A 25647-nucleotide genomic window follows, 5' to 3' on the forward strand; every position below is an offset into this window, starting at 1 on the left:
CCCGGTGAATTCGCTCAATGGGGAGTACTACCCACCGTGACCTGCAGGGGCGACAATCTCGTCGGGCCGGCCGTCGGCCACGCTCCTTTCCTGCCTCCGCCGGATCGGCGGTCCGTCCGCCGCCAGCGGCACCTGCATGGTGACGGACCGCCCGGCCTGCACGAAGATGCCTCGCCCGTCGGGGAAGTCCGTACGCTTCACCCGGCCGAACGGCACCTTGAACAAGGAGTCGCCGTCGTAGGTGTCCGGCTTGAGCGCGATGCCCTGACGGCCCGCCTTCCACTCGCCCAGCACGCCGGACCCACCTCCTGCCCGGCTGATGTCGGACTCGCCGACGAGCAGGTGGTCACTGTTGTTCACCGCCTGCAGCAACGCGCGCATCGGACGGTCCGCGGCACCGTCGGCGAGGTGCGGCACGTCCTCGACGACGATCATGATCCGGCCGGGGACCGATTCGTCCGCCACGATCTCCGCGAGCTCCGTCGCCAAGGCCTTCTCGTCGTCGGGCCGTACGGCGCTGCGCACCCACTCGCGGAAGTCCTTGAGCTGGGCTCGGCGGCTGCCGAAGTGGAACAGCTTGATGTCGGGATCGAACCGCTCCATCGCCGTGACGAGCGCCTTGAGCGCGTTGGTCGTGCCCGACTGCGGTGGCCCGGTGATGGTGAACGAGCCCACCGGGTCGAATCCCCTGGGAGCGAGCGTGTCGTCGGCGATGCCGAAGACCGGCTGGCCGTCGACGCTGTCGGGTAGCTCGGCACACTCGATGCGGGTGGGCAGCGCCCCGACCTCGGGCACCTCGGGGACGCCGCCGGCACGGAGCTTGCCGGCGAGCTCGTCGAGAGCCTTCGACTGCTCGGCCACGTTCGTGGTCCCGCCCAGCACGGCGGTCTGGACCTCGTTCTTGTCCACGACGGCGCGTCCGGGTACCGACTGCTCGTCGAGGACGTCCTTCGGCGCCCCGAGCAGCGTGTACTGGTTCGGGTCGGACAACCGCAGCACGATCCGCCGCGAGATGTTGGCGGCAACCGCCGTGGGCACGGCCCCGCCCCGGTCGGCGGTGATCACGGCGTGGACCCCGAGCGGCCGTCCCTCACCCAGGATGCGCATGAACACCTGGTAGAAGGGCGCCCGCGCAGAGCTGATCTCCCACTCCTTCTTGAACTCCGGGTAGTTGTCGATCAGCAGGATGATGCGTGGCAGGTTCGGGTCGATCAGCTCGCGATACTCCGTGAGGTTGGCGGCATTGGCCGCGGAGAAGGCTTCGGAGCGGCGGTCCAGCTCCCTGCCGAGGGTGCGCAGCAGTCGCTGGATCCGTTCCGCGTCGTCGCCGTCGATGATCGATCCCACCTGCGGCAGCCGCGTGATGACACCCAGTGCACCAGAAGCGAAATCGAGGCCGTACACCTCGGCCGTGCCGAGGTCGGGACGCATCCCGGCCGCCGTCGCGATGGTCTTGAGGAGGGTGGACTTCCCGGACCCGGACGTACCGAACACGACCAGCGAGCCGTCGCGGTCGGGCAGGAAGTATGCCGGGTCCTGGCGCTGCCGCTCGGGCAGGTCGGCAAGTCCGAGGAGGATCCGCCCGTCGCCCTCGCCCCGCAGGTCGCGCAGGTCCACGACGTCCGGCAGATCATCGAGCCAGGGCCGTCGCGGCACCGGCAGGTCCGCGACGTCGGCCGCGCGGATGAGGGTGTTCACCACGCGCTTCTGGTCGTTCGGCCCGAGATCGTCGTCCTCGGAGTCCGCCTCCGGCGGTCGGTCTGGCTCCCACTCCACGGTCGAGCCGAACCGCAGCTCGGCCGCCTTCACGTCCGCCGTGACCACTGCCTCGCGGGTCCACCCGCCCGCGAACGCCGACTGGAACGGCACCAGACGGCCCGGCCCGGTCTTGGCGATGGCGCGCCCGGGGATGGACGGCGGGAAGGTCGCGGCCACCGGGTCGTCGACGACGTCCTTGGAGTCGGACTCGTCGGCCATGCGCAGTGCGACGCGCAGGTTCGTGTTCGCGCGCAGGTTGTCCTTGATGACGCCCGCGGGCCGCTGCGTCGCCATGATGAGATGAATGCCCAGCGAACGGCCACGCTGCGCGATGTCCACGACGCCGTCGACGAACTCCGGCACCTCACCGGCGAGTGCGGCGAACTCGTCGATCACGAGCACGAGCGCGGGCGGGCACTCGGGGTCCTGACGTTTCTCCAGCTCGAGCAGGTCCTTGGCCTTCTTCCGGTTGAAGAGGTGCTCGCGGTAGTGCAGCTCGGCGCGGAGGCTGGTCAGGGCACGGCGCACGAGGTGCTGGCTCAGGTCGGTGACCAGGCCCACGCAGTGCGGCAGCTCCACACAGTCGGCGAAGGCCGATCCACCCTTGTAGTCGACGAACAGGAACGTGACACGGTCGGGGCTGTGGGCGGAGGCGATGCCGAGCACCCATGCCTGCAGGAACTCCGACTTGCCGGCACCGGTGGTACCACCGACGAGGGCGTGCGGGCCCTGCGTACGCAGGTCCAGCGTCATCGCGTCGCTCGCTCCCTGGCCGACGATGGCACGCAGGTTCCCCGCCTTCTTCAGCCGCGGGCGGGGTGCGTCGGAGCGGTCGATGATGGTGTTGTTCTGCCGCCAGCGGTCGACGACGGCGTTCGGGTCCTCGGCGACCTCGCGCCCGACCAACGAGAGGAACATGACGGCGTTCGGGATGTCGGAGGCGTCGTGCACGACCGTGCTGGCGTCGACCACCGGCGCCAGTCGTTTGGCGAACGTGTGCATGTAGGCGTTCGAGACGCCCTCGACGCGGACGTTCTCGTAGCGGTCGCCGGTGCGGACGATCCCCACCTGCGCATCGTCAAGCCCTCCGGTGACGTCGACGAAGCTCCGGCACGCCGCCGGGAGGGACTCGATCGTGGGGGAGACGAAGACGGCGTGCACACCGACGTCGGCCCCGCGTTCGAGGACCTGGGTCAGGCGCGCGCGATCCACCGGGGCATCGTTCGTGATGAACACGACGACGGAGATCCGCACCTTGGAGCTGGTCTCCTCCCCCGCCCGCCGCACGTTGGTGCCATAGCGCATCGGGTTCCACTCCTCGCCGAGCGGACCGCGATGCTGCGGCGAGGACCCGGCCCGGAGCACATACTCCTCGAGCGAGCTGAGCAGCGCGTTCGCCGTCGGCGCGGAGTCGGCGAGGGGCAGGTCCTTGAACATGCTCGTCTCGCTCGTGGTGTGCGGCAGCCACTTGATCCACTCGAGCTCGCTGGTCCAGTCGGCGTCGGCGAACGCCACGGTGACGACCTCGTTCGGCGCGTGGAGACCGAACAGCTGCACGGCCAGTCCGCGCATGGCGTCTGCCGCGGGGCCGGTCGGGCCGGCCACCCCTAGGGAGCCGGCCGCGGGCAGCGACTCCAGCACCGGCACGTCGTCCACGTAGCGGTACCGTTCCTGGAGACGTTGCACGCGCTCGATGTACTCGGGCAGTCCGTCCTGCGAGTCCTGCTCCCGGATCGAGTTGCGCGACTCGGCTCTGCTGGTACCCAGCCGCACGGCAAGGAAGTTCCAGTGCTCGGGTCGTCGCGTCCAGAGCATGGGCCCCAGCCGCATGGCGTGCTCGAAAACCTCGGCGACGGGCGGCACCTCCTCGTTCCGAGCCTGCTCCTCCTCGGGTTTGGCACGGAAGAACGTCTCCTCGAGGTTCTCGAACTGACGCTCGAAGAGCTGGACCTCGTGGTTCTGCTTGTTGCCGGCCTGCCGGCGCTGGTTGACGAAGTTGGCGAGCGCCATCATCGGCGTCATGATGATGAGCAGCAGGGCGCGCTCGCGGCCGGTGATCGCGAAGATGGCGCCGGCCATGATGATGGGCGAGACCATCATGGTCCAGGGGAACAGCTTGTTGAGCATCTCGGTCGGCATCCGCGGCGGCGGGTGCTCCACGCCGGGGTAGCGCACCTCGACCCGAGGGCTACGGTTGAAGAGCAGGCCGCCGCCGCGCTCCAGCACCGGGTCCTCGGCCGAGCCGTCGAAGTCGCTCGCGAGGTACAGCACCAGCGTGGTCCCGCCGATGACGAACGGCTCCCCCGGCACGATCCGGACGCGCTGCACCGGTGTGCCGTCGACGAGCACTCCGTTGGCGGAGTTCAGGTCGACCAGCTCGACGTAGCCGCCCAGCTCGATGCGCGCGTGCCGCTTGGACACCATCGGGTCGGCGAGGACGATGTCGTTGTCCGAGTTCCGGCCGATGGACGCGTGGCCCATGGTCAGCGGGAACTCCTGCCCGCGGAGCGGCCCCTCCGTCGCCACCAGCACGCCGACGGCGTCGCGCGACCCTGCCGGTACGGCAGGCGAGCTCTGGTGGCCCAGGTTCAGCAGGGCGGCCGCGAAACCGGAACCGATCGGTGCCTCACCGATCGGAACGTCGGGATGCAGCGGTTCGAAGCGTTCGGCCGTGGGTGGTGCGACCGCGAGGGTCAGCACATCACCTTGCCCGGCCAGCACCGTGCGCGCCGGATCCGCGTCGGCGATGTGCCGCGCGACGTCGGCCGCCGTGGCCGTGGAGTCGGCCGTGACCACGATGTCGGCCGGCGCCGCGCCGTCACGGTGCAGAGTAAGCTTGACCTTCACAGCTCACGCCCATCTGTCTTGTCGGTATCGATGCGAAAGTCGCCGGCATGTGTCATGCGCGCGCCACCACCGCTGTGCGGTCGCCGAAGCGGATCGTGTCCCCCGGCAGCGCGAGGCCGGGCTGGCCCGCAGCGAGCGGGCGCTCGGCGCCGTCGTGGACGACGGACGTGCCGTTCGTCGAGTGCTGGTCGATGACCTCGATGCCCCGCTCGACAGGACGCACAGCCAGGTGCGTCTTCGACACCGAACGGGTGTCGTCGGCCACGGGCATCCGGCGCGCGCCGCGGACGCTGTCGGGGACCGCGGGGTTCCGGCCGAGCACGTGCGTCTCGGTGATCGCGACGCGCTCCCCCGAGTCCAGCTGCAGCACGAACCCGTCAGGACCGCGCAGGCTTGTCTGCTCGACGTCGTCCGGGTCCCCGTGCCGGCTCGCCCCGACGGGCTCCGCCGAGGCGCCGGACGGCGGGGCCGACGGCGATGGCGCCCCCGGGAGTCCGGTGACCAGGGTGTGACTGCCGGCAGGGGCACCCACGCCGGCCGAGGGAGGCGACGGCGGCGGTGCCCCGGCGATCGCCGCCGAGCCCGGTGAGGGGGCGGACGCCGTGGTCGACGGCCTGGCGGTCCGCGCGTCCTTCCTTGCCTGGTCCGCAGGGCGGTACGCGCCCGCCGCGGGACGGCCCGGCGTCGGCGGGGCCTCCGGTGCGTCGTCGACGGTCTCCTGCCCGAGCCCCACGACGGGGCGCGGTCCGGCACCGTGCGGCCGCGCGACGCCGAGCACGCCGGCGCTGACGCGCGCGCCGGGTCGGTACGGCTCCTGGCCACCGCCGTCGTTGGACGTGGCGAGCGACGGCATCGCCCTGGGCCGCGCCACCGGCTCGGCCTTCACCGTCTTGCGTGCGATGCGCATGCGCTTGTCGTCGTACGGCTGGAGGCCCTCGCGAATGTCCACGAACCAGGTCCGGCCGACCATGTCGAGCCATCCCCGACCACGCTGCTGCGGGTCGAACAGCGGGGAGATGAGGAACAGGATCGGGCCGACGACGACCACGGCCGAGCCCCACAGCACCAGCGACCGCAGCAGTACCCGCCGGATGCCCGGCTTCTCGAGGGTCCTCACGTTCACCGAGCGGATCCCCATCACGGCCTTGCCGAGCGTGGTGCCCTTTCGACCGTGCAGGGCGAGCTGGACGATGCAGAAGGCGAGCGTCAGGAGCGTCGTGACGCCGGCCATCACGACGGCCAGGATGAACTGGGGATGGTTCAGGAACCCGTACCAGCTGATGCGCGCCGTGAAGAGCATGAGCAGCAGTGGTGCCGCGAAGATCAGGTAGGGAGCCTGGAGCACCAGGTATACGGCGAAGTCGATGAGGAAGGCCACCGAACGCCGACCCAGGGGCGCGGGGACGAGGCCGAGCGCGGCGGCGTACGCGGGGTCGGGTCTGCCGTCCTCGTCCAGTCCCTCGATCTTCTGCTGATCGCCGTCGTCGACCTCCCAGATCACCACCTTCGGACTCCTCCCGCCCCACAGGTACTCGTTGGCGATACCGACGACAACCGTACCGACCGCGAACGCCGGCGCTGTCGTCTGTCAGGATCACCGCATGTCAACGCCCGCGGCCGCTTCCGACGAGCCGGTACCGGCGCGCGAGGTCATCGAGCTCTCGGACGGCATTGTCGCCCATCTCGTGACGCATGACGACGGTTGGTCGCTGGAGATCGACGGCGTCCGCCAGTCGCACATCGGCCGGCCGGGCGCCCCGCCGACCCTCGCGGCGGCACGGTGGATGCTTGCCGCCCTCGGCAACGACGGCCCGCAGACGTGCGCTCACCTGGGTGGCGGCATGCTGACCGTGCCGCGTGCGATCGCCGAGCGGCGACCGGACTCCCGGCAGGTCGTCATCGAGCTCGAGCCGGCACTCGCGGAGCTCGCCCGCACCCGGTTCGATCTGCACCTAGGGATCGACGTCCAGATCGGGGACGCGCGTGCCTGGCTGGACGCCGGCACCGCCAACGAGCTGGACGCCGTGCTGATCGACGTGTTCGCGGGCGGCCGGATCCCGCCCGCCTTCACGTCGATGGAGTGCTTCGCCGCGGCGCGGGCGGCGCTGTCGGACACCGGGCTGTTGATCGTGAACTCGGTCGCCGGGCCCGAGCTGGAGTTCACCCGGCGGGAGCTCGCGACGGTCCGGGCCGTGTTTGAGCACGTGGCCATGATCGTGCAGGGCTCCGCGCTCCACGGTGTGCGCTTCGGCAACGCCACCCTGATCGGCTCGGCCGCACCGCTGAGCACCGACGGCATACGCGCCGCACTGGCGGACGACTCCTCACGCGGTGCGCTCGTGACCGACCTCGACCGGATCATCGACGGCGCGGAACCCGTCCGGGACGCCGACCAGCTGTGGTCGCCCGTGCCGCGACTGCCGAAGATCGACGAGGCGTTGCGACTGCTCGAGACGACACGGGCGGCGCTTCCGCGGAAGCGCCGGCGTGACGACGACGGCGGGACTCCCGCAGGAAAGTCCTGCTGAAGTTCCGCCGTCGATCAGCGGTTAGTCAGAAGTTCCAGTCCTCGTCCTCGGTGTTGACGGCCTTGCCCATTACGTACGACGAGCCCGAGCCCGAGAAGAAGTCGTGGTTCTCGTCCGCGTTCGGACTCAGCGCCGAGAGAATCGCAGGATTGACCGCCGTCTGGTCCGACGGGAAGAGTGCCTCGTACCCGAGGTTGTTCAGCGCCTTGTTGGCGTTGTAGCGCAGGAACGCCTTGACGTCCTCGGTCAGGCCCAGCGGGTCGTAGAGGTCCTCGGTGTACTGCTCCTCGTTCTCGTACAGCTCGAAGAGCAGCTCGAAGGTGTAGTCCTTGAGCTCCTGCCTGCGGGCGCTGTCGGCCTTCTCCAGCGCCTTCTGGTACTTGTAGCCGATGTAGTAGCCGTGCACGGCCTCGTCCCGGATGATCAGCCGGATGAGGTCGGCGGTGTTGGTCAGCTGGGCGTGGCTTGACCAGTACATCGGCGCGTAGAAGCCCGAGTAGAACAGGAACGACTCCAGCATCGTGGAGGCGACCTTGCGCTTCTCGGGGTCCTCGCCGCGGTAGTAGTCCATGACGATCTCCGCTTTGCGCTGGAGGTTCTCGTTCTCCTCCGACCAGCGGAAGGCGGCGTCGATCTCCTTGGTGGAGATCAGCGTCGAGAAGATCGACGAGTAGGACTTCGCGTGCACCGATTCCATGAACGCGATGTTCGTGTAGACGGCCTCCTCGTGCGGGGTGACCGCGTCCGGGATCAGTGAGACGGCACCGACCGTGCCCTGGATCGTGTCCAGCAGCGTCAGGCCGGTGAAGACGCGGGTCGTCATGAGCCGCTGGTCGTCGCTGAGGGTCGCCCAGGACTGGATGTCGTTGGACAGCGGGACCTTCTCGGGCAGCCAGAAGTTCCCGACCAGGCGGTCCCAGACCTCGACGTCCTTGTCGTCCTGGACCCGGTTCCAGTTGATCGCCTGGACGCTGCTGACCAGCTTGAGCTTCTCCGACACGTTCAGTCCTTGTTCGTAAGTAGGTGCCTTGGCGGGGCGAATGTCGCGGACCACTGAGAGCCGGGCTGGTTCCGGCCCGCCCCCAGGTCTCTCGTCACAGCATGCAGCTGACGCAACCCTCCACCTCGGTCCCTTCGAGAGCGAGCTGGCGGACCCGGATGTAGTAGAGGGTCTTGATGCCCTTGCGCCAGGCGTAGATCTGCGCGCGGTTGACGTCTCGCGTGGTGGCGGTGTCCTTGAAGAACAACGTCAGCGACAGTCCCTGGTCCACGTGCTGCGTGGCCTCGGCGTACGTGTCGATGATCCTCTCGGGCCCGATCTCGTAGGCGTCCTCGTAATACTCGAGGTTGTCGTTCGTCATGAACGGCGCGGGGTAGTACACGCGCCCGAGCTTGCCCTCCTTGCGGATCTCCACCTTGGAGACGATCGGGTGGATCGAGGAGGTCGAGTTGTTGATGTACGAGATGGACCCCGTCGGCGGCACGGCCTGCAGGTTCTGGTTGTAGATCCCGTGCTCCCTGACGGACTGGGCCAGGGACTTCCAGTCCTCCTGGGTCGGGAGGTGGACGCCGGCCTCGTCGAAGATCTGGCGCACGCGTTCGGTGCGCGGCTCCCAGATGCCCTCGATGTACTTCGTGAAGTACTCGCCGGTGGCGTACTTCGAGTCCTCGAAGCCCGTGAACGCCCGGCCCTTCTCGATCGCCAGCTTGTTCGACTCCGTGATGGCGTGGAACGCCACCGTGTAGAAGTACATGTTGGTGAAGTCGAGGCCCTCTTCGGAGCCGTAGTGGATCCGCTCGCGGGCCAGGTAGCCGTGCAGGTTCATCTGTCCGAGGCCGATGGCGTGGGAGTCGTTGTTGCCCTTCTCGATCGAGGGCACCGACCAGATGTGAGTCTGGTCGGCCACCGCGGTCAGGGACCGGATCGCCGTGCCCACCGTGCGCCCGAAATCGGGCGAGTCCATCGTCTTGGCGATGTTCAGCGACCCGAGATTGCAGGAGATGTCCCGGCCGATCTCCGAGTAGGACAGATCCTCGTTCAGGGTCGACGGCGTCGAGACCTGCAGGATCTCCGAGCACAGGTTCGACATCGTGATCTTGCCCTTGATCGGGTTCGCCCGGTTCACGGTGTCCTCGAACACGATGTAGGGGTAGCCCGACTCGAACTGCAGCTCGGCGAGGGTCTGGAAGAAGCCGCGCGCGTCGAGCTTGGTCTTCTTGATCCGGGCGTCGTCCACCATCTCGTGGTAGTGCTCGGAGACGTTGATCTCGGAGAACGGCTTCCCGTAGACACGCTCGACGTCGTAGGGCGAGAAGAGGTACATGTCCTCGTTCTTCTTCGCCAGCTCGAACGTGATGTCCGGGATGACGACGCCGAGGGAGAGCGTCTTGATCCGGATCTTCTCGTCCGCGTTCTCCCGCTTGGTGTCGAGGAACCGCATGATGTCGGGGTGGTGGGCGTTGAGGTACACCGCTCCCGCGCCCTGGCGTGCGCCGAGCTGGTTGGCGTACGAGAAGGAGTCCTCGAGCAGCTTCATCACCGGGATGACACCCGAGGACTGGTTCTGGATCTTCTTGATCGGCGCCCCGGCCTCACGGACGTTCGACAGCGACAGCGCCACGCCGCCGCCACGCTTGGACAGCTGCAGGGCCGAGTTGATGCCGCGGGCGATGGACTCCATGTTGTCCTCGATGCGCAGCAGGAAGCAGCTGACGAGCTCGCCGCGCTGGGCCTTGCCGGCATTCAGGAAGGTCGGGGTCGCCGGCTGGAACCGGCCGGCGAGGATCTCCTCGACCATGCTCCGAGCGAGCGCCTCGTCGCCGTCGGCCAGGCCGAGGGAGACCATGACCACTCGATCCTCGAAGCGCTCCAGGTACCGCTTCCCGTCGAACGTCTTCAGCGTGTACGACGTGTAGTACTTGAACGCACCGAGGAACGTCTCGAACCGGAACTTCTTGGACCATGCCAGGTCCCACAGGTCGGTGAGGAAGTCGAAGGAGTACTTCTCGAGCACGCTGCCCTCGTAGTACCCCTCCTCCACCAGGTAGTCGAGCTTCTCCTTCAGGGTGTGGAAGAAGACCGTGTTCTGGTTGACGTGCTGGAGGAAGTACTGGCGCGCGGCCTCCCGGTCGGCGTCGAACTGGATCTTCCCGTCCGCGTCGTACAGGTTGAGCATCGCGTTCAGCGCGTGGTAGTCGAGCTGAGGCGCGCCGGCGATCCCTACGCCGGTATCCGTGAGCGTTGCTGCCAAAACTGCCCCAATCCCTCTCGGACGCGGTTCACGTCCTCAGTGGTTCCCATGAGTTCGAAGCGGTACAGGAACGGCACCTCGCACTTCGCCGAGACGATGTCGCCGGCGAGGCAGTACCCCGTACCGAAGTTCACGTTCCCCGCGGCGATGACGCCACGGATCAGTGACCGGTTGTGCTCGTCGTTGAGGAACCGGATGACCTGCTTGGGCACCGCGCCCTTACCGTCGCCACCACCGTAGGTCGGCAGCACGAGGACGTACTCCTCATCCACCCGGACCGAGGGCTCCCCGGAGCGGAGCGGGATGCGGTGCGCGGGCAGGTCCAGCTTCTCCACGAAACGGTGCGTGTTGTTCGTGACGGAGGAGAAGTAGACGATGGTGCCCATCACTGCCCTCCTTCAGCGATGCCGGTGGCCCCTGCGTGGTCACGTAGGTGCTGTCACCGGTCCATGACCGTTGGTGTTCGGCCGGGCCACCGGGTCGCGGTGGCCCGGCCGAAGTCGTCGTCGGTCCGAGGACCGTCAGGCGCTGACCGCGGCCTGATGGGCCGCGAGCGCCTTGATCTTGTCCGGTCGGAAGCCGGACCAGTGGTCACCGTCCGCGAACACGACCGGCGCCTGCTGGTAGCCCAGCGCCTTGACGCTCTCGAGCGCCTCGGGGTCGGTCGTGATATCCACAACCTCGTACTCCAGCCCCTGCTTGCTCAGCGCCCGGTAGGTGGCGTCGCACTGGACGCAGGACGGCTTGCTGTAGACGGTGATGCTCATCCGGGCCGAACTCCTTGTCTCGGTGCGTCTTCACAGGCCGGAGATTGCTCCAACGTGGGTGTAACAACAACGATGTGATTTAACGCGGTGTATGCCTCTCCGCGGTTCCTCAACACTACACCTAGGGGTGCCTCGCCGGTGGTACCCCAAGATGCTGGGGCACGGCGTGTCGCCTCGAGTTGGTTCGCCATTCGCAGCCTCCCGTCTGTGGACTGCCGGCAGCCGCCTGGGGGCAAGTCTGTGGACCGCCCCGAGCGACCGCCTCGGACCACCCGCCAGGGGGTGATCGCCGAAGTCTCCCGCGACCCACTGACACGGGTGCTTCTCCTGCCCTCACGAGGGGGGCCTCCGACCCGTGCGACCGCTTGTGGACGTGGCTCGGTCCACAGCCTGTGGGTACAGCGCACCGGCGAGCCGGTCGCGGCGCCTCGGACGGGTTCGGAGATTTGGGCGTGTCGTCCCCCATCGGCGTGTCGCTCCGAAGGGCCCGTGGGGTGTGCCGGCACCGGCGCGAGCTCGTCGGACAGCCGGAGCGACCGCCCCGAGGCGTCCTGACCCGGCGCGGCCTGCAACCACAGCATTTGGTGACGCCTTGACCTCAAGGTGCCTGGTTCTTGGTTCTGGCGCTCGCCAAATCATGCGTTTCCCTATAACGTCACAGGCCGCCGCACCACTGTCCGTGCAGGTCATGGCCTGTCCGAGCAGACCATGAGCAGGTCAGGAGAACGGCCCCGTGTGCGGCGTCGTCCAGCGACCGCCACCGGAGGAGACCACCGCATGTGGGACTACGTCGTCGAACGGCGCGACGAGATCCTCTTTCTCTCGTACCAGCACGTCAGCCTGGTGCTGCAGTGCATCGTCCTCGCGACAGTTGTCGCCCTGGTCGTCGCCGTGCTGGTGTACCGCAGCCCACGCATGACCGCCCTGGCCAACTCCACGTCCGCCATCGGGCTGACGATCCCGTCCTTCGCCCTCCTCGGACTGCTGCTCACCTGGTCCGGCTTCGGCGTCGTCACGGCCGTGATCGCCCTGACCTTTTACGGCATGCTACCGATCCTGCGGAATGCCGTCGTCGGCCTCTCGGGCGTCGACCGGACCGCTGTGGAGTCGGCGCGAGGCATCGGTATGAGCCGTCTCAACACGCTGGCGCGCATCGAGCTTCCGCTCGCCTGGCCGGTGATCCTTGCCGGCGTGCGGGTCTCGACGCAGATGATCATGGGCATCGCGGCCATCGCCGCGTACGTGCTCGGTCCGGGGCTCGGCAGCTTCATCTTCTCCGGCCTCTCCCGCCTCGGAGGCGCCAACGCCTTCTACTCCGCACTCACCGGGACGATCGCCATCGTCCTCCTCGCCCTCGTGGTCGACGTACTGCTCGTGCTGCTCGGCCGCCTGACCACCTCCAGGGGGATCCGTGCCTGAGACCACCAACGAGACGACCGTGAACGAGCCCACGAGCACCACCGGTGCCTCGATCCACCTCCAGCAGGTCACCAAGGAGTACCGCGGTCAGGAGCGTCCCGCGGTGGACCACGTCGACATCGAGATCCGGGCCGGCGAGATCCTCGTCCTGGTCGGTCCCTCCGGTTGCGGCAAGACGACCACCCTGAAGATGATCAACCGGCTCATCGAGCCGACGTCCGGACGCATCGTCCTGGACGGCGAGGACGTCACCAACCGGGACGCCGACGAGCTGCGGCGCCACATCGGCTACGTGATCCAGGCGGGCGGCCTCTTTCCCCACATGACCGTCGGCACGAACATCGGTCTCGTCCCCGGGATGCTCGGCTGGGACAAGTCGCGCATCGCCAGCCGCATCGACGAGCTGCTCGAGCTCGTGGACCTCGATCCAGCCGTCTACCGGGATCGCTACCCGCGCGAGCTCTCCGGCGGCCAGCAGCAGCGCGTCGGCGTCGCCCGGGCCCTCGCCGCCGACCCGCCCGTGCTGCTCATGGACGAGCCCTTCGGTGCCGTCGACCCCATCACCCGCCAACGTCTCCAGGACGAGCTGCTGAACATCCAGGAGGAGCTCGGCAAGACGATCGTCATGGTCACCCACGACTTCGACGAGGCCGTGAAGCTCGGGGACCGGATCGCGATCCTCGACGTCGGTGCCCGGGTGGCCCAGCTCGACACCCCCGAGGAGATCCTCACCAACCCCACCGAGGACTTCGTCGTCGACTTCATCGGCAAGGGCGCGGCGCTGAAGACACTGAGTCTCACCCGCATCTCCGACGCGCCGCTGAAGGCGGGGACGACGGCGCGAGCGGGCAGCTCCTCGGCCGAGGCGGTCGCGCGAGCCCGGGCCGCCGGTCACAAGTACGTCGTCGTCCTGGACGAGCGCGACCGGCCCCTGCGCTGGCACCAGCTCGACGAGCTCGAGAAGACCACGACGATCGGCCCCGAGGCCGACGAGGACCTGCCCACCCTGGCACGCCGGGCCACCCTCAACGAGGCCCTCGACACCATGCTCACCGCCTCGCAGAACGGCGTCATCGTCACCGGGCGCCGGGACACCTACGTCGGGTACCTCACGGTGGACACCGTGATGTCGTTCATGAGCCCGGAGGAGCCGAACGCCACAGCAGACGGCGCGGAGGGTTCCGCATGAGCACGACCCGGACCGAAGCGACCATCGACGCGGGCGAGAGCGAGCGCTCGTGGCGCAGCCTGCTCGTCCAGCCGGCACTCGTCGTCCTGGTGCTCGCCGGCTTCCTGGTCTGGCTGAGCACCGCCGAGCTGACCTCCACCGAGAGCAGGACCCTGTCCTGGGACTACCTGCAACCCCGGTTCTACGAGCACATGCGCCTGACCTTCGTCCCCGCGGCGATCGTCGTCGGGATCGCCGTGCCGCTGGGCATCGTGCTGACCCGAGGCCGGCTCAAGCGCCTCGCCGGGCCGGTGGTGGCCGTCGCCAACATCGGCCAGGCCGCGCCGTCCATCGGTCTCATCGTGCTGCTGGCCATGTGGCTCGGATTCGGCTGGCGGACCGCAGTCGTCGCGCTCGTGGCCTACACCGTGCTGCCGGTGCTGCGGAACACGATGGTCGGCCTCAGCGGTGTCGACCCGCGCCTGGTCGAGTCCGGCCGCGGGATGGGCATGTCCGCACCGGCCGTGCTCTGGCGGGTGGAGCTCCCGCTCGCCGTGCCGGTGATCGTCGCCGGCGTGCGCACCGCGCTCGTCCTCCTGGTCGGTACCGCCGCACTCGCCTACTTCATCAACGGCGGTGGTCTGGGCGTGCTCATCGGGACCGGGGTCAACCTGTTCCTGCCGAGGGTGCTCGTCGCCGGCGCCCTGCTGATCGCCCTGCTCGCCCTGCTCGTGGACTGGCTCGGCCGCGTCGTCGAGCACGTCGCCCGACCCCGAGGACTGTGATGACTCGCCGCACCCGCCTCACGGCCGCTCTGGCGGCACTGGTCGTCACGGCACCGCTGGCCGCCTGCGGCCTCCAGCCAGCCACCGGGTACGCCCCGCCCGTCGAGCCGGCCGGCATCCAGCCGCACGAGAACGCCGGCCCCATCTCGGTGGGGTCGAAGAACTTCACCGAGCAGATCATCCTCGGCAAGATCGCCGTGCTCGCCCTGCGCGCGGCGGGATACACGGTCACCGACGCCACCAACATCCCCGGCTCGAACCCCGCCCGCGCGGCCATGGTCAACGGGGACACCGACATGCAGTGGGAGTACACGGGCACCGCGTGGGTCTCGTACATGGGCGAGACGGGCATCCCCGACAAGGACGAGCAGTGGCAGGCCGTGCACGACGCCGACCTCGAGAACGGTCTGACCTGGCTCCAGCCGGCTCCGGTGAACAACACCTACGGCTTCGCCATGGGCCCGGACGCCGCCGGGGAGCTCGGTATCTCGTCGATGTCGGAGATCGCGGAGATCCCCGTCGAGGAGCGCACCTTTTGCGTGGAGAGCGAGTTCCGGAGCCGGGACGACGGCCTCGAACCGATGCTCGAGCACTACGGCATTCCCCTCGGTGATCCGCAGGGCGTGCCCAACGGCAACGTGAAGATCATGGACACCGGCGCGATCTACCAGGCCACCGCCGACGGCGCGTGCAACTTCGGCGAGATCTTCACGACCGACGGACGGATCGTGGCGCTGGACCTTCAGGTGCTCGAGGACGACAAGAACTACTTCCCGTCCTACAACGTCGCTCCGGTCGTTCGGACCGAGACCCTCGAGGAGCATCCGCAGCTCGACGAGCTCTTCGCTGAGATCACGCCGTTGCTGACGGACGAGGTCCTCATCGATCTCAACGCCCGGGTCGACGTCGACGGCGAGCAGCCCGCCGACGTCGCCATGGACTGGCTGGTCTCCGAGGGTCTGGTCTCGAGAGCGACCGGCTGACCCGGTGGATCCGGTGGATCCGGACGGCCCCGACCGTCGCGGCCGTGAGCCGCACGAATCGGCCGTGAGAGAGTGACGCTCATGTCGGTGCGCTCCTGGGTGGACGGTCGGACCGGTCGGATCGAGCTGGACCGGCCGCAGGCCCTCAACGCCCTCGACCTGGACATGATCCGGTCCCTGCACCAGGTCCTCGACGCCTGGCGCGATGACGACACGGTCGGGTCCGTCGTCGTCACGGGCGCCGGGCGTGCTTTCTGCGCCGGCGGCGACGTGCGCAGCGCCCGCGAGGCGGTGCTCGACGGCCGTCACGACGACGCCGCGACGTTCTTCCGCGAGGAGTACGCGCTCAACCGCACCATCGCCGAGTACCCCAAGCCCTACGTCGCCGTGATCGACGGCGCCGCGCTGGGTGGCGGCATCGGCGTCAGTGTCCATGGCGATGCTCGGGTGGTCACGGAGAACGCCGTGCTCGCCATGCCGGAGACGGCGATCGGCTTCGCGCCCGACGTCGGAACGAGCCATGTCCTCTCGCACCTCGACGGTGACCGCTCGGTCTCCGTCGGCAGGTACCTGGCGATGACCGGTGCCCGGCTCGGCCCGGCCGACGCCCTCGCCGTCGGGCTCGCGACCCACTACGTCCCCTCGTCCGCCGTCGACCGGCTGCTCGCGGGCCTCGCTCGCGACGGCTTCGCCGTCCTCGACGACCACGTGGCCAGGCCGGGTGAGCCGGGGACCCTCGCGGAGGTCCGTGACGCCGTCGACTCCGCCTTCGGGGTCACCACGGCCGGCGAGATCCTCGCCCGGCTGGACACCATGGCCGCCGAGGCGGGCGGGACCGCCACTGACACGTGGGCCGCCAGCACCGCGACGGCGCTTCGGACGATGTCACCCACCTCGCTCGTCGTCGCGCTCGAGCTGCTGGCGGCCGGCCGGGACTCGGACCTGCGCACCTGCCTCGGCAACGAGCGCCGGGCCGCGGCGTGGCTCGTCGCACGGCCGGACTTCGCCGAGGGGGTCCGCGCCGTCCTGGTCGACAAGGACCGCTCCCCCACCTGGTCGCCCGCCACGATCGAGGCGGTCGACGTCGAGGAGGTCCGCCGCGCGCTGACCGCCACCTAGTTGACTCCGGCGCACCGGTGCGACGTGCCCGGCCCCCGACCTGCGCGCGATGATGGGTTCCTGCCGACAAGGAGTGAACCCATGCCGATGAACGTCGAGAGCTTCAACCTCGACCACCGCACCGTCGCCGCCCCCTACGTGCGGGTGGCGGACACCAAACACCTGCCGGGCGGTGACGTCCTGACCAAGTACGACGTCCGGTTCTGCCAGCCGAACGTCGACCACCTCGAGATGCCGGTGGTGCACTCCCTCGAGCACACCTTCGCCGAGCACGTGCGCAACCACTCCGACGACGTCGTCGACTTCTCCCCGATGGGCTGCCAGACCGGCTTCTACCTGCTGCTGGCCGGTCAGCACCCCCAGGAGGAGGTCCTCGACCTCGTCGAGCGGGCGCTGCGCGACGTCGCCGACGCCACCGAGGTGCCGGCGGCCAACGAGACGCAGTGCGGGTGGGCGGCCAGCCACACCCTCGACGGCACCCGGGAGGCCGCCCGCGCCATGCTCGCCCGCCGGGACGAGTGGGCCACGGTGACTGAATGAGCGCGAGGAGCCCCCGCGGAGGGACGCCGAGGAACGAGGTGTGCCGGAGTGAGGCACCGCAGCGCACATTCGAGGAGGCACCATGACCGACACCCCGGAGGTGCACGCCTCCATGGCCGACCCGTCGGGCAGAGCCACGTCGCAGGGCCGGGGACCCCTGGTCGACGCCATCGTCGTCGGCGCCATGGACGAGGAGACGCGCCCGTACTCGCGGCTCGCGTCGGCCGCGGGACCGGTCCGCGAGCGCGGGCGGGCCCGCGGCCAGGTGATCCAGATCGGTAAGGTCAAGATCCTGCTGGTGCGCAGCGGGATCGGGCTGGTCAACGCCGCCGCGGCGGCCGTCGCCGCGCTGTCGGAGTGCCGGCCGCGGGCGCTCATCTCCACCGGATCCGCGGGCGGGCTGGCCCGGTCCGTCGACGTCGGGGACGTCGTCGTGGGCGAGACGTACACCTACGCCGGCGCGGATGCGACCGCCTTCGACTACGTGCGTGGTCAGGTGCCCGGCATGCCCGTCGAGTACGACGCCGACCCGGACCGGCTCGCGGCAGCTCGTCGTATCGAGCTACCCGTGGGCACGCTGCGCGTCGGTCAGATGGTCTCCGGCGACTCGTTCGTCACCGAGGTGAACTGCGGAGAGGTCCGCGAGAACTTCCCGGACGCGCTGAGCACGGACATGGAGACGACGGCGCTCGCGCAGGTCGCGTACTCCTACGAGCTGCCGTTCCTGTCCGTGCGGGGGATCTCGGACCTGTGCGGCCCCGAGGCCGGTGACGACTTCAGCATCGGGCTCGAGGACGCCGCAGAACGGGCGGCCCGCGTGGTCCTGACCACGCTGCGCGGATAGCGCTCGGGTGGCCGACCTGCGCCACGTCAGGTTCCATGGTGCGGGCAGGGGCCGAGGAGAGAGGACCATCCAATGGACACCTGGATCTGGATCGTCATCGCGGTGGTCGTCGTCGCGATCATCGTCGTCGCCGTGCTGGCCTGGCGCCGCAAGCGCGCAGAGCGCGAACGGGTCGCCGCCGAGCAGCGGCGCCAGCAGGCCGCCGAGCTGCGGGACGTCGAGCGAGAGAAGGACATCGCCGCACGTGAGCGTGGTGCCGAGGCCGCCGCCGTGGACGCCGACGCGCAGCGCGCCCGGGTCGAGGCCGACCGCCTCGAGCACGAGGCGCAGGTGCGCGCCGAACAGGCGGAGCGGGTCCGGGACGAGGCGGAGACGAACAGGCGCGAGGCCTCGGCCCTCGACCCGGACTCCGACGACTTCACCACCGACGACGCGGAGCACGGCCGGCACACGCGCGACCCGGGCGGCCGGCCGCCGGCGTGACCGGCTCCCCGGCCGTCACCGCCCCGCGCGACGGCGGAACAGCATCGCCGAGAGTGGTGCCGCCACCAGCATGATCCCGACGCACCACAGGACGGCGATCCACCCGTTGTCGCCGATCGGCATGTCCAGCAGCAGGCCCCGCAACGAGTCCGTCAACGGCGTGATCGGCTGGTGCTCGGCGAAGGCCCGCAGCACCGTGGGCATCGTCTCGACCGGGACGAACGCGCTGGACAGGTAGGGCAGGAAGAGGACGAAGAACGAGAACGCGCTTGCCGACTCGACCGAGCCGGCGACCAGGCCGACGACAGTCGCCAACCAGGTCATCGCCAGGACGTAGAGGACGACCAGGGCGACCACGCCGAGCCAGTCGACGAGGCCCGCGTCCGGGCGGAACCCGACGGCGAAGGCGACGGCCAGGACGATCGCCGTCGTCACGAGGTTCTTGGCGACGGAGGCGACGACGTGCCCGGCGGGCACGGCCCAGTCCGCCACGGGCAGTGAGCGGAACCTGTCGACGATGCCGGTGACCATGTCCCCGGCGACCGACTGCGCCGTGTTGGCGGCACCGTAACCGGCGGTGAGCAGGACGACACCCGGGACCACGTAGTCGACGTAGTCCAGGCCGGAGCCACCCGTGGACAGCGCGCCACCGAAGACGTAGACGAACATGGTCATGAGCAACACGGGCAGCAGGACGTTCAGCAGCAGGGCGTCGAGGCTCCGGAGCTGGTGCCGGATGCCACGACGGGTGAACAGGGCGACGTCGGCGATCGCGTCGCCCGGTCGGCGCCGGACGGGCGCGACGGGCGCCGGCGCGGCGAGCGCGGTGGCACTCATGCTGCGACCTCCTGATCCGTCAGCGAGAAGAAGACGTCGTCCAGAGTCGGGCGCCGCAGGTCGACGTCGAGTACCTCGATGCCTGCGCTCGCCAGGTCGTCCAGGCAGCGGCGCAGGTGGTCCGGGTCCCTCAGGGCGAGGGTGACCTCCGTCGTCGCGCTGTCGTCGCGCGTGCCGGCCGGATCGGTGAGCGCACCGAGAAGCCGTCGAGCCCGTTCCGCGGCCCCGGCGGAGACGCGCAGCGTGAGCCGCTCCTCCCCGACCCGCCGCTTGAGCTGCTGCGGCGAGCCGGCGGCCACGATGCGACCTTCCCGCAGCACGGCGACGTCGTCCGCCAGCTGGTCCGCCTCCTCGAGGTACTGGGTGGTGAGCAGGACGGTCGTGCCGTCGCCGAGGAGACCGCGGATGACCTCCCACATCCCGTGCCTGCTGCGAGGGTCGAGTCCGGTGGTGGGCTCGTCGAGGAAGAGGACGGACGGCGCGGCGACGAGGGAGGCCGCGAGATCGATACGGCGGCGCATTCCGCCCGAGTAGGTCGCCACCCGCCGGTCGGCCGCCTCCGCGAGGCCGAACCGCCCCAACAGCTCGCCGGCGCGGCGGCGGGCGCCGCCGCGGCCGAGCCGGTGCAGCTGGCCGAGGAGCTCCAGATTCTCCCGGCCGGTGAGGATGTCGTCCACGGTGGCCTGCTGCGCGGTGAGGCCGACGATGCCGCGCACGTGAGCGGCCTGACGGACGACGTCGTACCCACCGATGTGGACGCTGCCGCCGTGCGGGCGGAGCAGCGTGGTCAGGATCCGCACCGTCGTCGTCTTGCCGGACCCGTTCGGGCCGAGGAGGGCGAGCAACGTGCCCGGCTCGACGGAGACCGAGACGTCCTTGAGGACTTCGCGCCCACCGAAGGACCGCCGTAGCTCGTGGACCTCGACGGCCGGGGAACCCGGGCGTGGGCCCACGTCGGCCAGTCGCGGTGATGGTGCCACCATGAAACGCTCCTATCTGTGTATGCCGTATACCTCAGCGTAGCGGTAATTGTGTATGCCGTACACACCCTTACGATGGTTGGGACTTCGAGGGGGAGCACCAGATGGTTCGACAGACGGCCGGCACGGACGCCGGTGACAGCCACGCCGCGGCGGACGGTCACGCAGGAGAGTCGCGGCTCGTAGAGCGCCGTGCTGTGGAGCGCCGCCGGCCCGGACCGCGTGCGGGCCTCGACGTCGACAAGATCGTCGGGGCGGCGATCGAGATCGCGGACTCCGAGGGCCTGAACGCGGTCTCGATGGCCAGTGTGTCCACGCGCCTCGGCTTCACCCCGATGTCGCTCTACCGGCACGTCGGTAGCAAGGACGAGCTCGTCGAGCGCATGCAGCAGGCCGCGATCGGCCCCCCTGCGCGCGACGTTCCCCCAGGCTGGCGTGCTGGTCTGCGCGCCTGGACGGTCGAGTACGTCGACCGTGCGCTCGAGCACCCGTGGGTGGTCGACGTGCCGATCTACGGGCCACCACGAGACCCGCAGTCGCTCAGGTGGCTCGAGCAGGCTCTGCGCTCCCTGCACGGCACCCCGCTCGCCGAGGGTGAGAAGGTGGGCGTCGCGCTCGTGCTGACCAACTTCGCCAGGAGCACGGTCTCGTTCACCGCCGGGATGCGCATGGGGGCACAGCGGGCCGGCGCCAGCGAGTCCCCGCGCTACGACGAGGCCCTTCGCTCCGTCACCGACCCGGAGACCTTCCCGTACCTCACCCGGGTCCTCGACTCCGGTGTCTTCACCATGCCGTCCGTCCCGGGCGACGCGGGCCTCGAGGACGACTTCGCCTTCGGTCTCGAGCTCGTCCTGGACGGCGTCGCGGCGCTCATCGATTCCCGCACTCGCGACTGAGAGCCCGGCGAGTCATCCCAGCGCGGCCACCACGCGGTCGACGTCGTCGGTCGTGTTGTAGAGGTGGAAGCCGATGCGCGCCTTGCCGGCCCGGACGCTCGCGGTGACCCCGGCGTCCGCCAGCCGCTCTGCAGCGCGGTCCGCGGTCAGGGCAACGATGGCGCTGCGCCGCGGCGGCAGGCCGAGCCGCTCCAGGAGCAGGTCCGCCAGGCCGGTGCAGTGCGCATGGACGGCGCGCATGTCCAGGTCCGCCAGGTACTCCAGCGATGCTGCGGCGCCGACGAAGGACAGCCATGCGGGTGACAGGTCGAACGCGCGCGGACCCTCGGCCAGACGCAGCGGCAGGCCGTAGACGGACTGCCACGGATCCTCGCCCGCGTACCAGTTGGCCGCCACGGGGATCGTGCGGCGGCGAGCGCGGGGATGGACGGCGAGCCAGGTGGCACCGCGCGGGGCAAGCAGCCACTTGTACCCGGCGCAGACCACCCAGTCCGCCCATTCCAGCTCCAGCGGTAGCCAACCCGCGGCCTGGGTCACATCGAGCAGCACTGGGACACCGGCGGAGTCGGCAGCCTGACGCAGGGCGCCCAGGTCGAGCAGGGAGCCGTCCGCGGACTGCGCCACGCTCGTTGCGACCAGGTCGTGGCCGGCCACCGCCGCGGGAAGCTCGGCCAGCGGCACCTCGCGGACGGTGACACCGCGCCGAGACTGCGCGGCGAACGGGAACGTGACCGACGTGAACTCACCCTCCGGGGCGAGGACGGTGGCGCCGTCGGGCACACCGGCGGCAACCATGGCGATCACCTGCGACGCGCTCGCGCCGATCGCGACGCGGTCGCCGGGTACCCCGACGATCCGGGCGAACGCGTCGCGGGAGCGCCGTACGCCGTCGTCGAAGTCCGATGGGACGTCCGCGCCGGCACGCCAGCGCTGCACGGCGGCCTCGACGGCGTCGGCGCCGGGGGCGGGCGGGACGCCGATGCTCGGGGTGTTCAGGTATCCGGGAGGGACGTCGAAGGAGGCGCCGAAGGCTTCACGCACAGGCCGAGACTAGCGGGGCACGCCTCGGAGTTGGACGTCGACGACGGTCGCGACGTACTGGCCCAGGCCGGCCTTGACCTCGTCCGGGCTCCTGGCGTCCGGCATCAGCACCACGTGGAAGAAGATCGCCCCCTCGATTGCGTCCAGCAGGGCCACCACGGGGGTGCCCTCCGCCAGCTCGCCGTCCGTGACCGCCCGCTCGACCCGTGGCGCGAGGGCGCGCATGCCGCGGGTGATGTCCTCCTCGCACACCTCCGCGAAGTCCTCCCGGTCTGCCACGACGGCGGAGTACAGGTTCGCCAGCGCAGGACCGTGCTCGCCCAGGAAGAGGTCCGCGCGAGCTCGGGCGTGCGCGATCAGGTAGTCGCGGATGCCGAGGCCATCCGTCTCGGGGCGGTCGAGGTGGGTCTGAAGGTCACGGACCGCCTCGAGGAGGAGCTGGCGCTTGTCCTTCCAGCGCAGGTAGATCGAGGACTTGCCGATTCCCGCGTGGGTCGCCACCCCGTCGAGCGTCAGGCCGGACCAGCCGCGACGCCCGAACAGATCCAGTGCCGCACGGTAGGCACGCGGCTCGGTGTCCGTGTGCCGCGGGCGCCCGGGCCCGCGGCGCGGGTCGGCCGTGGGCTCCTGCTGTGCCAGTGCCGCTGACTGCGTCATCGGGTGGACTCCTTCGTCCTGTCGCCCCCCTGCTGCTCAGGTCAGCATCGACGATACTCACGGGCGACGCCGTCGTCCCCCGGTTCGTGCACCGACGTGGCGGTCGTCCTCCGAGGACGTCAGCCCTCGTCGGCGATCCGCCGCTCCAGGTCCTGGACGATCTGGACCTCGGAGTCGAAGTAGGCCAGCCCCCAGTCGGCGACCATCGCGGGGTAGGTCATGTCCTCGCGGCCCTCCAGGGAGTGCCGCACTGCCTGGAGCTCGGCACGGCGGGTGGCGAGCGCCTCGAGGTGCTCGACGAGCATCGCGCGCAGGTCCTCGGCACTGCTGAGGTCACCCATGAGGAGACGCAGCGCCACGGGATGCTTGAGGACCGGGAATCCGGCCGGCTCGTCGGCGAGCCAGCTGCGCAGGGCCTGCTCGCCGTCGGGCGTGATGACGTAGCGGGTGCTGCGCCGGGTCGCGGTGCCGTTCGGGCGGGCGGCGACCAGTGCGGCGTCGGCCAGCCTGTCCAGCTCGCTGTAGACCTGGCTCATGGCGGGCGCCACCCAGTAGAAGCGGAGCGTGAGGTCGGCGAGCTGCTTGAGCTCGTAACCGGTGACGCCGTCCGCGGCCTCCTTGAAGGTCATGAGCCCCAGCAGGGCGTACGAGGTCGGCGTCAGCCGCGCCTTCGTCACGGCCGCTCCTTCCTGCCGTCCGCGCTCCGGCCCGGCCGGCAAATCTCTTGACTCGCCCGCGGCAGCGGTGTTCCATCTAGGAACATAACGGAAGGAAGGGCTCGTCGCATGACTGTGCCGGCCATCGAGACCTCGGGTCTCGTCAAGAAGTTCGGCAGTACCCGCGCCGTCGACGGCATCGACCTGGTGGTCGAGCCCGGCGGCGTGCACGGCTTCCTCGGCCCCAACGGGGCGGGCAAGACCACCACCATCCGGGTGCTCGCCACGCTGCTACGGCCCGACGGCGGATCCGCCCGGGTGCTCGGGCACGACGTGGTGAGCGAGGCGGACGAGGTCCGCGGCAAGGTGTCCCTGACGGGGCAGTTCGCCTCCGTGGACGAGGACCTCACCGGCGAGGAGAACCTGGTGCTCCTCTCCCGGCTGCTGGGCTTCTCCCGCTCGGGCGCCCGAGGCCGGGCCGAGGAGCTGCTCGCCGCGTTCGAGCTATCGGACGCCGCCGACCGTCAGGTGAAGAAGTACTCGGGCGGCATGCGGCGCCGGATCGACATCGCGGCCAGCATCCTCAACCCGCCCGAGCTGATCTTCCTCGACGAACCGACGACCGGGCTGGACCCGCGCAGCCGGAACCAGGTGTGGGACATCGTGCGCGCGATGGTCGACGCCGGCACCACCGTGATGCTGACGACCCAGTACCTCGAGGAGGCGGACCAGCTCGCGGACCGGATCTCCGTCATCGACCACGGGCGCATCGTGGCCGAGGGCGCGCCAGGACGCCTGAAGTCCGAGGTCGGGAGCGGCACGCTGCACGTCCGGTTCATCGAGCGGGCCGACGTGGGACGCGCGAGCGAGCTGCTCACCCGGGTGCTGGACGCCGAGGTGGAGACCGGCAGCGACCCGTTCGCGCTGGCGGCCAGGGTCACCGGCGCGGCAGAGGGCGCGAAGGCGCTCGAGGCGATCGGCGCCGCGGGGATCGAGGTGGAGAAGTTCTCGCTCGGTCAGCCAAGCCTCGACGAGGTCTTCCTCGCGCTGACGGGCCGGCCGGCGACCGAGGACCCGGAGAGCACGGACGACCCAGCGGATGGAGAGGCGGCATGAGCGTCGACGAGTTCGGGAGGACACCGACGGAGACACCGCCGGAGACGGCAGGCGACACGGCCGTCACGACCGCCGCCGAGGGCAACGGTCGGGCCGCGAGCGTCCCGGGGAGCGCGGTGGAGTCCGCGCTGGGCAGGCGTCCGGATCTCACGCGTCCCAGCGGCCTACGGACCTCGCTGACGTTCGGGTGGCGGGCGATGCTGAAGATCAAGCACGTGCCCGAGCAGCTCTTCGACGTCACGATCTTCCCGATCATGATGACGCTGCTGTTCACCTTCCTCTTCGGGGGCGCGCTGGCCGGCTCGGTGGAGGACTACATCCAGTTCCTGCTGCCGGGGATCCTCGTGCAGAGCCTGCTGATGATCACGATGTACACGGGCATCACGCTCAACACCGACATCGAGAAGGGCGTGTTCGACCGCTTCCGCTCCCTGCCGATCTGGAAGCCGTCGGCGCTGGTCGGCATGCTGCTCGGGGACGCCGTCCGCTTCACCATCGCGGCCACGATCATGATCACCCTGGGCCTGGTCCTGGGCTTCCGTCCGGCCGGCGGCGTCAGCGGTGTGGTCGCGGGCGTGGCGCTGGTGCTGGTCTTCGCCTTCGCGCTCGGCTGGATCTGGACCTTCCTCAGCCTGCTGGTGCGCACGGCCAACGCCCTGATGGGCGCCAGCATGATGATCCTCATGCCGGTGACGTTCGGCAGCAACATCTTCGTGGACCCCACCACGATGCCGTCCTGGCTGCAGACGTTCGTCGACGTCAACCCCGTCTCGGACCTCGTCACCGCCGTGCGCGGGCTCATGGCGGGCACCCCGGACGCCGGCGCGACCGTGACGGCGCTGATCGCCGCCGCCGTGCTCGTGGCCGTGTTCGGGCCCCTGACGATGTGGCGGTACGCGCGCCGGAACTGAGCCGATCGGGATGACCGGCCCAGTGAACGGAGGTGGCCTGAGTAGTCACTCAACGGGAACC

Annotated in this window: 23 protein-coding genes; 12 read left to right on the forward strand and 11 right to left on the reverse strand. The window is 69.8% G+C overall.

Translation table 11 applies throughout. From position 1 onward, the window contains the following. Window positions 1-27 precede the first annotated feature (27 nt). A complete protein-coding gene (locus ABD907_RS15835; protein WP_345217236.1) occupies window positions 28-4605 on the reverse strand; it encodes a type VII secretion EssC family protein in 4578 nt (1525 codons plus the stop codon). 52 nt (window positions 4606-4657) lie between these two features. Then, window positions 4658-6109: an RDD family protein gene (locus ABD907_RS15840; protein ID WP_345217237.1), complete on the reverse strand. Its 1452-nt coding sequence runs from the start codon at window positions 6107-6109 to the stop codon at window positions 4658-4660. Window positions 6110-6206: 97 nt separating this feature from the next. On the opposite strand from ABD907_RS15840, the gene ABD907_RS15845 reads away from it, so the two are divergent. Then, window positions 6207-7133: a spermidine synthase gene (locus ABD907_RS15845; protein WP_345217238.1), complete on the forward strand. Its 927-nt coding sequence runs from the start codon at window positions 6207-6209 to the stop codon at window positions 7131-7133. Between the two features lie 25 nt (window positions 7134-7158). On the opposite strand, the gene nrdF is transcribed toward ABD907_RS15845, so the two are convergent. The 4 genes from nrdF to ABD907_RS15865 form a co-directional block, all read right to left on the reverse strand. Further along, window positions 7159-8133 carry a class 1b ribonucleoside-diphosphate reductase subunit beta gene (nrdF, locus tag ABD907_RS15850; RefSeq protein ID WP_345217239.1) on the reverse strand — a complete coding sequence of 325 codons (975 nt, stop codon included), beginning with the start codon at window positions 8131-8133 and terminating at the stop codon, window positions 7159-7161. A gap of 94 nt (window positions 8134-8227) precedes the next feature. Then, window positions 8228-10384 carry a class 1b ribonucleoside-diphosphate reductase subunit alpha gene (nrdE, locus tag ABD907_RS15855; protein ID WP_345217240.1) on the reverse strand — a complete coding sequence of 719 codons (2157 nt, stop codon included), beginning with the start codon at window positions 10382-10384 and terminating at the stop codon, window positions 8228-8230. Next, window positions 10354-10770, reverse strand: coding sequence for a class Ib ribonucleoside-diphosphate reductase assembly flavoprotein NrdI (gene nrdI, locus ABD907_RS15860; RefSeq protein WP_345217241.1), 417 nt, complete (start codon window positions 10768-10770; stop codon window positions 10354-10356). Before nrdI ends, nrdE begins: the two co-directional genes overlap by 31 nt. A gap of 135 nt (window positions 10771-10905) precedes the next feature. Then, entirely contained in the window at window positions 10906-11151 is a 246-nt protein-coding gene (locus tag ABD907_RS15865; RefSeq protein ID WP_345217242.1) for a redoxin NrdH, read from the reverse strand. Between the two features lie 777 nt (window positions 11152-11928). Here ABD907_RS15865 and ABD907_RS15870 point away from each other — a divergent pair. The 8 genes from ABD907_RS15870 to ABD907_RS15905 all read left to right on the forward strand — a co-directional run bounded on the left by ABD907_RS15870 (window position 11929) and on the right by ABD907_RS15905 (window position 18492). Further along, entirely contained in the window at window positions 11929-12570 is a 642-nt protein-coding gene (locus ABD907_RS15870; protein ID WP_345217243.1) for an ABC transporter permease, read from the forward strand. After that, a complete protein-coding gene (locus ABD907_RS15875) occupies window positions 12563-13759 on the forward strand; it encodes an ABC transporter ATP-binding protein (protein ID WP_345217244.1) in 1197 nt (398 codons plus the stop codon). The genes ABD907_RS15870 and ABD907_RS15875 overlap by 8 nt, the downstream gene beginning before the upstream one ends. Beyond that, complete coding sequence (locus ABD907_RS15880) at window positions 13756-14523, forward strand: ABC transporter permease (protein ID WP_345217245.1); 768 nt, start codon at window positions 13756-13758, stop codon at window positions 14521-14523. The genes ABD907_RS15875 and ABD907_RS15880 overlap by 4 nt, the downstream gene beginning before the upstream one ends. Beyond that, window positions 14523-15506, forward strand: coding sequence for a glycine betaine ABC transporter substrate-binding protein (locus tag ABD907_RS15885; protein WP_345217246.1), 984 nt, complete (start codon window positions 14523-14525; stop codon window positions 15504-15506). The genes ABD907_RS15880 and ABD907_RS15885 overlap by 1 nt, the downstream gene beginning before the upstream one ends. 81 nt (window positions 15507-15587) lie before the next feature. Continuing rightward, entirely contained in the window at window positions 15588-16625 is a 1038-nt protein-coding gene (locus ABD907_RS15890) for an enoyl-CoA hydratase/isomerase family protein (RefSeq protein WP_345217247.1), read from the forward strand. A gap of 81 nt (window positions 16626-16706) precedes the next feature. Further along, on the forward strand, window positions 16707-17165 hold the full coding sequence (locus tag ABD907_RS15895) for an S-ribosylhomocysteine lyase (protein ID WP_486334108.1): 459 nt from the start codon (window positions 16707-16709) through the stop codon (window positions 17163-17165). 82 nt (window positions 17166-17247) lie between these two features. Beyond that, a complete protein-coding gene (gene mtnN / locus ABD907_RS15900) occupies window positions 17248-18009 on the forward strand; it encodes a 5'-methylthioadenosine/S-adenosylhomocysteine nucleosidase (RefSeq protein WP_345217248.1) in 762 nt (253 codons plus the stop codon). 72 nt (window positions 18010-18081) lie between these two features. Next, on the forward strand, window positions 18082-18492 hold the full coding sequence (locus ABD907_RS15905) for a hypothetical protein (RefSeq protein WP_345217249.1): 411 nt from the start codon (window positions 18082-18084) through the stop codon (window positions 18490-18492). 15 nt (window positions 18493-18507) lie between these two features. Here the strand turns inward: ABD907_RS15905 and ABD907_RS15910 are convergent, their stop codons facing one another. After that, the gene (locus ABD907_RS15910) at window positions 18508-19329 is read right to left on the reverse strand and encodes an ABC transporter permease (protein WP_345217250.1); all 822 of its coding nucleotides are present in this window, start codon (window positions 19327-19329) and stop codon (window positions 18508-18510) included. After that, window positions 19326-20312 carry an ATP-binding cassette domain-containing protein gene (locus ABD907_RS15915; protein ID WP_345217251.1) on the reverse strand — a complete coding sequence of 329 codons (987 nt, stop codon included), beginning with the start codon at window positions 20310-20312 and terminating at the stop codon, window positions 19326-19328. The genes ABD907_RS15910 and ABD907_RS15915 overlap by 4 nt, the downstream gene beginning before the upstream one ends. Before the next feature lie 101 nt (window positions 20313-20413). Here ABD907_RS15915 and ABD907_RS15920 point away from each other — a divergent pair, with 101 nt between their 5' ends. Further along, window positions 20414-21205, forward strand: a complete 792-nt coding sequence (locus ABD907_RS15920; protein ID WP_345217252.1) for a TetR/AcrR family transcriptional regulator — start codon at window positions 20414-20416, stop codon at window positions 21203-21205. Between the two features lie 12 nt (window positions 21206-21217). Here the strand turns inward: ABD907_RS15920 and ABD907_RS15925 are convergent, their stop codons facing one another. The 3 genes from ABD907_RS15925 to ABD907_RS15935 form a co-directional block, all read right to left on the reverse strand. Further along, window positions 21218-22246 (reverse strand): aminotransferase class V-fold PLP-dependent enzyme, encoded by a 1029-nt coding sequence (locus ABD907_RS15925; RefSeq protein ID WP_345217253.1) that lies wholly within the window; start codon window positions 22244-22246, stop codon window positions 21218-21220. A 9-nt stretch (window positions 22247-22255) separates the two neighbouring features. Next, window positions 22256-22903 carry a TetR/AcrR family transcriptional regulator gene (locus ABD907_RS15930; protein ID WP_345217254.1) on the reverse strand — a complete coding sequence of 216 codons (648 nt, stop codon included), beginning with the start codon at window positions 22901-22903 and terminating at the stop codon, window positions 22256-22258. 119 nt (window positions 22904-23022) lie between these two features. Continuing rightward, window positions 23023-23580 carry a PadR family transcriptional regulator gene (locus ABD907_RS15935; RefSeq protein WP_345217255.1) on the reverse strand — a complete coding sequence of 186 codons (558 nt, stop codon included), beginning with the start codon at window positions 23578-23580 and terminating at the stop codon, window positions 23023-23025. Window positions 23581-23688: 108 nt separating this feature from the next. On the opposite strand from ABD907_RS15935, the gene ABD907_RS15940 reads away from it, so the two are divergent. Further along, on the forward strand, window positions 23689-24675 hold the full coding sequence (locus tag ABD907_RS15940; protein ID WP_345217256.1) for an ATP-binding cassette domain-containing protein: 987 nt from the start codon (window positions 23689-23691) through the stop codon (window positions 24673-24675). Then, window positions 24672-25586 carry an ABC transporter permease gene (locus ABD907_RS15945; RefSeq protein WP_345217257.1) on the forward strand — a complete coding sequence of 305 codons (915 nt, stop codon included), beginning with the start codon at window positions 24672-24674 and terminating at the stop codon, window positions 25584-25586. The genes ABD907_RS15940 and ABD907_RS15945 overlap by 4 nt, the downstream gene beginning before the upstream one ends. The last annotated feature ends 61 nt before the right edge of the window (window positions 25587-25647 follow it).

This window comes from Georgenia halophila (assembly GCF_039541595.1).

Excerpts from the sequence above, each read along its gene's own strand:
- ABD907_RS15905 (WP_345217249.1), top strand. The coding sequence starts at position 18,082 with ATGGACACCTGGATCTGGATCGTCATCGCGGTGGTCGTCGTCGCGATC.
- ABD907_RS15910 (WP_345217250.1), bottom strand. The coding sequence starts at position 19,329 with ATGAGTGCCACCGCGCTCGCCGCGCCGGCGCCCGTCGCGCCCGTCCGG.
- ABD907_RS15915 (WP_345217251.1), bottom strand. The coding sequence starts at position 20,312 with ATGGTGGCACCATCACCGCGACTGGCCGACGTGGGCCCACGCCCGGGT.
- ABD907_RS15920 (WP_345217252.1), top strand. The coding sequence starts at position 20,414 with ATGGTTCGACAGACGGCCGGCACGGACGCCGGTGACAGCCACGCCGCG.
- ABD907_RS15890 (WP_345217247.1), top strand. The coding sequence starts at position 15,588 with ATGTCGGTGCGCTCCTGGGTGGACGGTCGGACCGGTCGGATCGAGCTG.
- nrdI (WP_345217241.1), bottom strand. The coding sequence starts at position 10,770 with ATGGGCACCATCGTCTACTTCTCCTCCGTCACGAACAACACGCACCGT.
- ABD907_RS15880 (WP_345217245.1), top strand. The coding sequence starts at position 13,756 with ATGAGCACGACCCGGACCGAAGCGACCATCGACGCGGGCGAGAGCGAG.
- ABD907_RS15945 (WP_345217257.1), top strand. The coding sequence starts at position 24,672 with ATGAGCGTCGACGAGTTCGGGAGGACACCGACGGAGACACCGCCGGAG.
- ABD907_RS15885 (WP_345217246.1), top strand. The coding sequence starts at position 14,523 with ATGACTCGCCGCACCCGCCTCACGGCCGCTCTGGCGGCACTGGTCGTC.
- ABD907_RS15845 (WP_345217238.1), top strand. The coding sequence starts at position 6,207 with ATGTCAACGCCCGCGGCCGCTTCCGACGAGCCGGTACCGGCGCGCGAG.
- ABD907_RS15865 (WP_345217242.1), bottom strand. The coding sequence starts at position 11,151 with ATGAGCATCACCGTCTACAGCAAGCCGTCCTGCGTCCAGTGCGACGCC.
- mtnN (WP_345217248.1), top strand. The coding sequence starts at position 17,248 with ATGACCGACACCCCGGAGGTGCACGCCTCCATGGCCGACCCGTCGGGC.
- ABD907_RS15930 (WP_345217254.1), bottom strand. The coding sequence starts at position 22,903 with ATGACGCAGTCAGCGGCACTGGCACAGCAGGAGCCCACGGCCGACCCG.
- ABD907_RS15940 (WP_345217256.1), top strand. The coding sequence starts at position 23,689 with ATGACTGTGCCGGCCATCGAGACCTCGGGTCTCGTCAAGAAGTTCGGC.
- ABD907_RS15870 (WP_345217243.1), top strand. The coding sequence starts at position 11,929 with ATGTGGGACTACGTCGTCGAACGGCGCGACGAGATCCTCTTTCTCTCG.
- ABD907_RS15895 (WP_486334108.1), top strand. The coding sequence starts at position 16,707 with ATGCCGATGAACGTCGAGAGCTTCAACCTCGACCACCGCACCGTCGCC.